Source organism: Syntrophorhabdus sp. (assembly GCA_012719415.1).
GTDB lineage: Bacteria > Desulfobacterota > Syntrophorhabdia > Syntrophorhabdales > Syntrophorhabdaceae > Delta-02.
The window spans coordinates 1-2,157 of record JAAYAK010000308.1 but is presented as its reverse complement, the minus strand read 5'-3'; the positions used below and the strand labels follow the sequence as shown (position 1 = coordinate 2,157).

The window sequence follows — 2,157 nt, the reverse complement described above, 5'->3', positions numbered from 1 at the left end:
TACGGCCTCGTCGCTCCCGAGGCCCGTGTTCCGGCTTTTCAGGTGCTCGCAGAGGGATTCCACCGGTTCCCTGTGGTAACAGACGTTCTCCATCGTTCTCTCCTTTCCTGTGATGCGGCCGGCCCTGACGCCGGTCGGTCGCTCTGGCAAAGGTCTCGCTTGTTAGGGTCTCTAACCGGCATACCGGTCGGTCTCGAGGCCGACGTACTGACGATGGTGCCGATGAAGCTACTCCCCTTTGATGGTAATCCCCGTCAACCCATGGAGTACTATACTACCCTATTTCCCCATGAGCTGCAAAATCTGCCGTTCACCATTCTCCAGACCATGCGTTGTTCCCGAAGGCAGGCACAAAAAAAGAGACGCTTCAACATGAATATAACCTCCATGCTAAAGGTCTCGCTTGGTCGGTCCCTTGTTCTATGACCGAAAACAGGGCCAGGAGTCTCGGTCCGGATTGTTGACCCCGTCTCTTGCAGCTACTCCCCTTCAGAACTCCGGTATTATACAGCACTTCGCCCGGGAGTTCAACGGTTCCCCATCACTTTCCGTTGAACACGCTTTCGATGACCTTCCTGAATTGCTCCAGGGAATAGGGTTTTGCGACGACCCCGGAAAAACCATATTTCCTGTAATCTTGCACGATGGTGTCGTTCACGTACCCGCTGGATACCACCGCCTTGACCATGGGGTTGATGGCGCGGATGTTCTCCAGTGCCTCGCGCCCCCCCATGCCTCCGGGTACGGTAAGGTCGAGGACAACAAGGTCATAGGGAGTGCCCGAGGTGATCCCGTTCCTGAAGAGCTCTATCGCCTCGGCCCCGTCCCGGGCAAACTCGACATCGTATCCCAGGTGCTGGAGTATCTGTCCTGCCAGGTCCCGGACCTGTTCCTCGTCATCCATGTAAAGGACCTTTCTCCCCTTTCCTTCGTGCATTACGGTGTGGACAGGCCATGATTCCGCGTCCCCTTCATAGGCCTCGATGTAAACGGACACCGTTGTCCCGACCCCCTGTTCGGAGGAGATGGAGATGTAGCCGTTATGGTTCTTGACAATGGAATAACAGATCGCCAGACCCAGGCCCATTCCCTTCTCGCTGCCCATCTCCTTGGTCGTGAAATAGGGGTCGAAGACTCGCTCGAGGTCCTCGGGAGAGATGCCGCACCCCGTGTCCTCAACGGTCAGACGGATGTACCTGCCGGGGTTCAGGGGCCCCTCAGGCTGAAGGAGGTTCACGTTCTCGACGGCTATCCTGATCGTTCCCCCATCAGGCATGGATTCCCGGGCGTTCATGACAAGGTTGTGGATGACCTGCCTGATCTGTCCTTCGTCGACCTGGGCACTGTAGAGGTCTTCGGGGAAGCTGTAGACGCATTTTGATGTGGATCCGCTCACGGTGAGTTCGGCGGCATCGCGTATAACGTCGTCGAGGATGGTCAGCTTCTTCACCGGCGCGCCGCCCCGGGCGAAGGTCAGGAGCCGGTAGGAAAGATCTTTGCCCCGGATCGTTGCCTTCTCCGCCTCATCGAGTCTCCTCACCGCTTTCTGGTCGTCGTCGAGGAGCATCCGCGCGAAGGATATGTTGCCCAGGATGACCGCGAGAAGGTTGTTGAAATCGTGGGCGATGCCGCCAGCCAGGGTGCCGATGGACTCGAGCTTCCGGGCTTTGAGGAGCTCGGCCTCCATTCTGTGCTGTTCTGTGATGTCGCGAAACACTATCACGGCGCCGATGACCGCGGTATCTTCACCGCGGATGAGCGATGCTGTTGTGGCCACGAGCCGTTCCGTTCCATCCCTGGCGACAAGCATGGAGGGCGTCGAGGGAGAGACCGGCTCGGTGTTCCCGAGGAGGGCCCCGACGGGATTGTCGCCCTGAGTGTGGTTGTCGTGCTCCCGCAGAGAGAAGACCTCCGTAAAGGGCCTGCCCTCGGCCTCCTCCTGCGAGAAACCCGTCAATGTTTCGGCGGAGCTGTTTATGAGGATGACCCTGCCCTCCGTATCGACGGTGATAACGCCATCCCCGATGGAGCGGAGCGTGACGGCAAGACGTTCCTTCTCGGCGGCGAGGGCCTTTTCCGCGAGGGAGCGAACGGCGATCTCGCGCCTGAGGTCGATGTTCGCTTCGAGAAGCCTTTTTTCGCTCTCCTCGAGGAGCT

Annotated in this window: 1 protein-coding gene; it reads right to left on the bottom strand. The window is 58.7% G+C overall.

Translation table 11 applies throughout. The annotated features are described in order from the left end of the window. Positions 1-541 precede the first annotated feature (541 nt). A partial coding sequence (locus GXX82_17190) for a response regulator (protein ID NLT24781.1) occupies positions 542-2,157 on the bottom strand: 1,616 nt, incomplete at its 5' end.